The sequence below is a fragment of the Candidatus Angelobacter sp. genome (assembly GCA_035607015.1).
Taxonomy (GTDB): Bacteria; Verrucomicrobiota; Verrucomicrobiia; order Limisphaerales; family AV2; genus AV2.
This window is the reverse complement of sequence record DATNDF010000180.1, coordinates 1-6,038: the sequence shown is the minus strand read 5'-3', so window position 1 is coordinate 6,038 and position 6,038 is coordinate 1. Positions and strand designations below refer to the sequence as shown.

Sequence of the window (6,038 nt, the reverse complement as noted above, 5' to 3'; positions counted from 1 at the left end):
AGCCGGACTTGAGTCGCTGCGCAAGGACCCACGGAAGTTTGTCGCCGCGACCGTGCGCGAGGGGGACCGGGTTTTCACGAATGTGGCGGTCCATCTCAAAGGTGCGGCGGGCAGCTTTCGTCAGGTCGATGACAAACCGGCGCTAACCCTGAGTTTTGGCAAGTTCACGGCTTCGCAGCGGTTCCATGGTTTACGCAAGATTTATCTCAACAACTCGGTCCAGGACCCCAGCTACAGCACGGAATACATCTGCGGCGCGATGTTCCATGCGGCCGGCGTCCCGGCGGCGCGCGTCACCAATGCGCGCGTCTGGTTGAACGACCGCGACTTCGGCTTCTACGTCCTGGTCGAAGGCTCCACGCCGGACTTCCTCCGCCGTTATTTCAAGAACCCCCGGGGCAATCTGTATGACGGCGGCTTCGTGAAGGACGTGACCGAGAAGCTCGACAAGGAATCGGGCGACGCCAGCAAGGATCAGTCGGATTTAAAAGCGCTCGTGGCCGCGGCCCAGGAACGGAATCCGGCCAAACGCTGGGAGCGGCTCAACCGGACGCTTGATGTGGACCGGTTCACGTCCTTCATGGCGATGGACGTGCTTGTTTGGGACTGGGACGGTTACCCGATGAACCGGAACAATTACCGGGTTTACCATGACCCGGTGGACGACAGGATGGTTTTTATTCCGCACGGAATGGACCAGATGTTCTGGGAGGCCAATGGTCCGATCCATCCCGGCTTTGGCGGCCTGGTGGCCAATGCCCTGGTTCAAACGCCCGAAGGCAACCGGCTTTATCGCGAGCGACTGGCCGCGTTGTTCGACGAGGTTTACCGGCTGGAGGTGCTGACCAATCTCGTGGACCAACTGCACACCCGGAACCGGCCCGTGTTGGCTGAGATCGGCCCGAACGCGGCAAAGGAATACGATGAAGCGGTGAAGGTGGTGCGTGATCGAATCGTGCAACGCTGGGCGGGGGTCCGGCGACAACTCGACGCCGAACCGGAGCCTTTGAAATTCACCGCCGGCGCGGCCCGCCTGAAGAGCTGGCACGAACAGAACGAGCCGACCACCGGGAAACTTGACCGCCCGACAGACAAGGGAAAATCACTGCTGCACATTACGGCGACTGACAACTGCACGGCTTCCTGGCGCGCCCGGGTGACGCTGGAAGGCGGGCATTACCGTTTTGAAGGGCTGGCCCGGGGAGCGGGTATCGCACCGTTGAACGGCGATGAAAAAGGCGCCGGCGCCGGATTGCGCATCTCCGGGTCGAACCGTCCTGCTGCTGACAAACTGGTGGGCGATGCCGCGTGGACGAAGCTCGCGTTTGAATTTGATGTTCCTCCGCCGCTGAATTCCGTTGAACTCATCTGCGAACTGCGCGCATCGCGGGGAGAAGTCTGGTTCGATGCAGATTCGCTCCGGCTGGTGCGGTAGCCGACCGGCAACCGCGTTAGCGTCGGGAATCACCGGGCAACAGGTTTTGAGGCAGGCTGACGAGCGATGCTTCCTTCCCCTGGTATGTGATAACCCACACCCGGTCGAAGACGCTGCTTTTCCATGGGGCCGGTCGGGGCTTCACACCCAAGCTTCCCGCCAGTTCCGGCAGGTAATCATGCACCCAGCAGATGACGACCGTTTTCCCGTCATAAACGGGATCGTGAAGGATCTTTTTCGCCAACGCAGCGTGCTCCTTGGCGGTGTAAGGGGTCTGGACCCGCAGTTTCAAACGCTTTGCCAGCGGCTGCAGGGTTTCGACGGGACGGTTGCTATGCTTGCGAGACACCGGCCGCGCGGCGAACAACGCCACGGGTGGACCGTTTGTGCCCAGTTCCGGCGTGGTGGCGAAGAATCTGACCAGCGCGCGGGCGCGTTCCTTGCCGGTCGCGGAAAGACGAACGTTGGATTCGTCCTGCGGCTTTTCCGCGTGGCGCAGCAGAATGATCTCAGCAGGCTGGGCCGGACAAATCCGGATGAACGCCAGCAGAATGAAAATCGTCAGAAGAATCTTCGCCCGGGTCGCTGTCGTTTTCATTCGGCAGGAGCATAAGACCGACGGAGGCAAACACAAGGAACGAAGGAGTCACCTCAAACCTCGTGGACGAAAGCGGTGACTCGCGCTGCCCGGCCCGTTGTTCATCGCGTCCGTTGTTCCGCGCTTTCAGGTATCTGATAATCCGGCCGGTTTCTGGCCGTCCGGGGTGGACCGTCATAATTCGGGCGTTCCGCCGGAAAGGACGTAAACCGGGTTGCACTCGAGGGCCAAACCCATTTAATCTTCCGGCATGAAATCCGCCTCTTTACTCCGCACACTCTGTGTCATCGCATTCGCGGCGCTGCAGGTCCGCGCGCAAAACTTTGCCCTTCGGGACGGTGACCGCGTCGTATTCTACGGCGACAGCATCACGGACCAGCGCCTGTACACGACCTTCACCGAGACCTACGTCGTCACGCGTTTTCCGAAACTGCGTGTCAGTTTTGTCCATTCCGGTTGGGGTGGCGACCGCGTGACGGGCGGCGGCGGCGGGCCGATCGATGTGCGATTGCAGCGCGACGTCTTTGCCTACAAACCCACGGTGATGACGATCATGCTGGGCATGAACGACGGTTCCTACCGGGCGTTCGATGAAAAAATCTTCGAGACCTACTCCAGGGGCTACCAGCACATCATTGATTCGGTGAAAAAGGAACTGCCGGACATTCGCATCACCGTGATCGAGCCGTCGCCGTTTGATGACGTGACGCAGCCGCCGCGATTCGAAGGCGGTTACAACGCGGTACTGGTGCGTTACAGCCAGTTCGTCAAAGAGCTGGCGGAACGGGAAAAACTGGGTGTGGCGGATTTAAACGGACCCGTTGTTGCCGCGCTCGAAAAGGCGAAGGCGACCGACGTCGAGCTGGCCAAGAAAATCATCCCCGATCGTGTCCATCCCGGTCCCGGCGGCCACCTGCTCATGGCCGAGGAACTGTTGAAATCATGGAATGCTCCGGCGCTGGTCTCCGCCGTGGAAATAAATGCGGGCGCAAAAAAGGTTGTTGAAGCCAAAAAGACCAGAATCTCCGAATTGAAAGCCGGCGAAGGGATCTCCTGGGCGCAACTCGATGAGGCCCTGCCGATGCCCGTTGATTTGAGCGATCCCATTGTCGCCCTCGCCGTGAATTCGTCGGACTTCCTTCAGGCGTTGGACCAGCAAACGCTCAAGGTGACCGGGCTGAGCGCCGACAGCTACACCCTCAGGATCGATGGCGAGGACGTGGGTGAGTTCACGAAGGCGCAACTGGCCGAGGGAATCAATCTCGCCACCCTCCCCACGCCGATGGCGAAACAGGCGGCGCAGGTGCACAAGTTGACCTTGCAACACAACAACACTCATTTCCAGCGCTGGCGACAGATCCAGGTCCCGTTTGCCGAAAACAAAAGTCCCAGGGTGCAGGAGGCCGCCAGGAACCTGATGACGGCGTTGGACGAAGAGGAAGCCGCCGAGGTGAAAAAACAGCGCGATGCCGCGCAGCCCGGGCGACATCAGTTCCAGCTCGCTCCGAAGTGAGCGGAGCATGAATCGCGGACGGATCCGGCCTGCCCGGGCGCAACGGAGAAGCGATGATCCGCGCTTCAGGTGATAAAACCCGTGAGAGCGGGGGCACCTCGGGTTTGTATGGAAACGGGCATCGATGGAGAGCAGCGGCCTTTCGACCGGATTGTGTCTGTTCAAAAACGGGAGTTGATCGGGCCGCGAAAGCGCGAGTTAAGGAAGTATTGAGCAATCCGGCACAATCGTGGAGAATAGGAATACGATTCACCCTGGATTATGAAAAAATATCGATCCCTCAAAATAAATCGGAGGCAGTTTCTGCACCGCGCCGGCGCGGGCGTGGCGTTGTTCAACATTCTTCCCGGAAGTTTGGCGCTCGGCGCGGAACGGCTTTCTCCCAACGCGAAACTTAACGTGGCGGGCATCGGCATCGGAAGCCGCGGCGGAGCGGATATCGATGAGGTGGCGGGTCTGGGCCATAACTTTGTCGCGTTGTGCGACGTTGATGAGAAGTACGCGGCAAAGGAGTTCGCCAAATACCCGCGTGCCAGACAGTTCAAGGACTATCGCGTGATGCTCGACAAGATGGGGAAGGAAATCGACGCCGTCGTCATCGGCACGCCGGATCACACGCACGCCGTCATCGCCATGGAGGCGATGAGACACGGCAAAAACGTCTATTGCGAAAAACCGCTGGCTCACTCGGTGGATGAGGTGCGAAAGCTCATGGCCGCGGCGCATCAGTACAAGGTCGTGACCCAGCTTGGCAATCAAGGCCACTCCAGCGACACGATTCGGCGGCTCTGCGAGTGGGTCTGGGCCGGCGCCGTCGGCCGGGTTCACACCGTTCATGTCGGGTGCGACGCTTTCAAGAATGTGTATTGCCAGATCCCCAACCTGGCCGGGGTGGATGAACATCACGACGTGCCGCAGGGGCTCGACTATGATCTCTGGATCGGGCCGGTGCCCTTCCGCCCCTACTCCCCGCTGTGGGTTCCCTGGAACTGGCGCGGCTGGATGCCGTTTGGCGGCGGCGTGATTGGTGATTGGATCTGTCACGTGCTCGATCCGGCGTATTGGGCGCTGGAACTGGACGCGCCCTCCACCGTGCTGGCGGAGGTGACCGACTATGATCCGGTGAAACATGCGCTGACTTATCCGCCGGGTACAAGGATCACTTTCGAGTTTCCAGCGCGAAACACGCGCGGCCCGGTCAAAGTTGTCTGGCACGACGGAAACACGCCGATTCCCAGACCCCAGGATTTTCCGGGCGACGAGAAGGTTCCCGGCACTGGGGGGATTCTCTTTGGCGACAAGGGGATGATCGTCCACGGGTCGCACGGCGCGGCCAACTGCCATCTGCTTCCAGAAAATCTCATGGACCAATACTCGGGCAAGAGTGCCCCGGCGGAAAAAATTCCGCGCGTCAAGGGACACGCCTGGGACTGGATCGAAGCAATCCGCGCCGGCCGACCGGCGGGGTCAAACCTTGATTACGGCGGACCACTGACACAGGTGGCGCTGCTAGGCCTCATCGCCATTCGTTTCCCCGGTCAAACACTCCGATGGGATAACAAGGCGGTGCGGTTCACCAACAACGACGCCGCCAACACTCACCTTCGTTCATCTTACCGCTCCGGGTGGAGCCTTTGAGAAAACCTGGAAACCTTGCCGATGCGGGCGATTCTCCTCCCGTGCCGGGACACAAAACCGGTTCGAGTCTGGACTAAACGCGCCGAAGCGTCGGCAGCCAACCCCGGACCGGTCGCGGCGCACGGCGCGGGAAGCGACAAAAGCACCGAATGACGGATCGGTTCCGTTTCCATCCGCCTTGAACCAGGCTCTCTCCATTCTGCTGCCGTTCCTGGCCTCGCTGCTTTACGTGGCCGGCGCTCTTCTCGTGAAGCGTTGCTCCGACTTCGGCGTGGGTTTGTGGCGCATGGCGTTCCTGTCCAATCTCATCTCGGCGCTTATCTTTCAACTGTTGCTGCCGCTCGGCGGCGCCTTCCATCTTCAACTGCTCTGGCAGCCAGCGCTGGTGGGATTGCTCTATCTGCTCGGACAGTTGCTCAATTACCTCGCGCTCCAACGCGGCGATGTATCGGTGGCCACGCCGGTGCTGGGCGTGAAAATCATCCTCGTGGCGCTGTTCACCACGTTGATTCTCAAGCAGGCGGTCCCGGCAAAACTGTGGGAGGCGGCCGCGCTGAGCACGGTCGCCATCGCGCTGCTCAATCGGACCGGCGGCGTGACACATCACCACGTCGGCAGCACGATCCTGTTCGCGGGCACTTCAGGGGTGATGTTCGCGATGTTTGATGTGCTGGTGCAAAAGTGGTCGCCCGCGTGGGGCGCGGGCCGTTTTCTGCCGGTGATGGTGGGCTTTGTGGCGGTGTTCAGCGTTGCGTTGATCCCGTTTTTTCAGGCCCCGGTGTCGGCCATCCGGCGCCCCGCATGGCCGTGGCTGCTGGGCGGTTGCCTGTTCATCGGGTTCCAATCGCTGGCCT

5 protein-coding genes are annotated in these 6,038 nt (G+C 60.6%); 4 read left to right on the top strand and 1 reads right to left on the bottom strand.

What is annotated here, in order from left to right; translation table 11 throughout:
- A partial coding sequence (locus VN887_07265; GenBank protein HXT39805.1) for a CotH kinase family protein occupies nucleotides 1-1,435 on the top strand: 1,435 nt, incomplete at its 5' end.
- Nucleotides 1,436-1,451: 16 nt separating this feature from the next.
- Here VN887_07265 and VN887_07260 read toward each other — a convergent pair.
- Nucleotides 1,452-2,033, bottom strand: a complete 582-nt coding sequence (locus VN887_07260) for a histidine phosphatase family protein (protein ID HXT39804.1) — start codon at nucleotides 2,031-2,033, stop codon at nucleotides 1,452-1,454.
- A gap of 250 nt (nucleotides 2,034-2,283) precedes the next feature.
- Here VN887_07260 and VN887_07255 point away from each other — a divergent pair, with 250 nt between their 5' ends.
- The 3 genes from VN887_07255 to VN887_07245 all read left to right on the top strand — a co-directional run.
- Complete coding sequence (locus tag VN887_07255; protein ID HXT39803.1) at nucleotides 2,284-3,546, top strand: SGNH/GDSL hydrolase family protein; 1,263 nt, start codon at nucleotides 2,284-2,286, stop codon at nucleotides 3,544-3,546.
- A 261-nt stretch (nucleotides 3,547-3,807) separates the two neighbouring features.
- On the top strand, nucleotides 3,808-5,184 hold the full coding sequence (locus tag VN887_07250) for a Gfo/Idh/MocA family oxidoreductase (GenBank protein HXT39802.1): 1,377 nt from the start codon (nucleotides 3,808-3,810) through the stop codon (nucleotides 5,182-5,184).
- Between the two features lie 178 nt (nucleotides 5,185-5,362).
- A partial coding sequence (locus VN887_07245) for a DMT family transporter (protein ID HXT39801.1) occupies nucleotides 5,363-6,038 on the top strand: 676 nt, incomplete at its 3' end.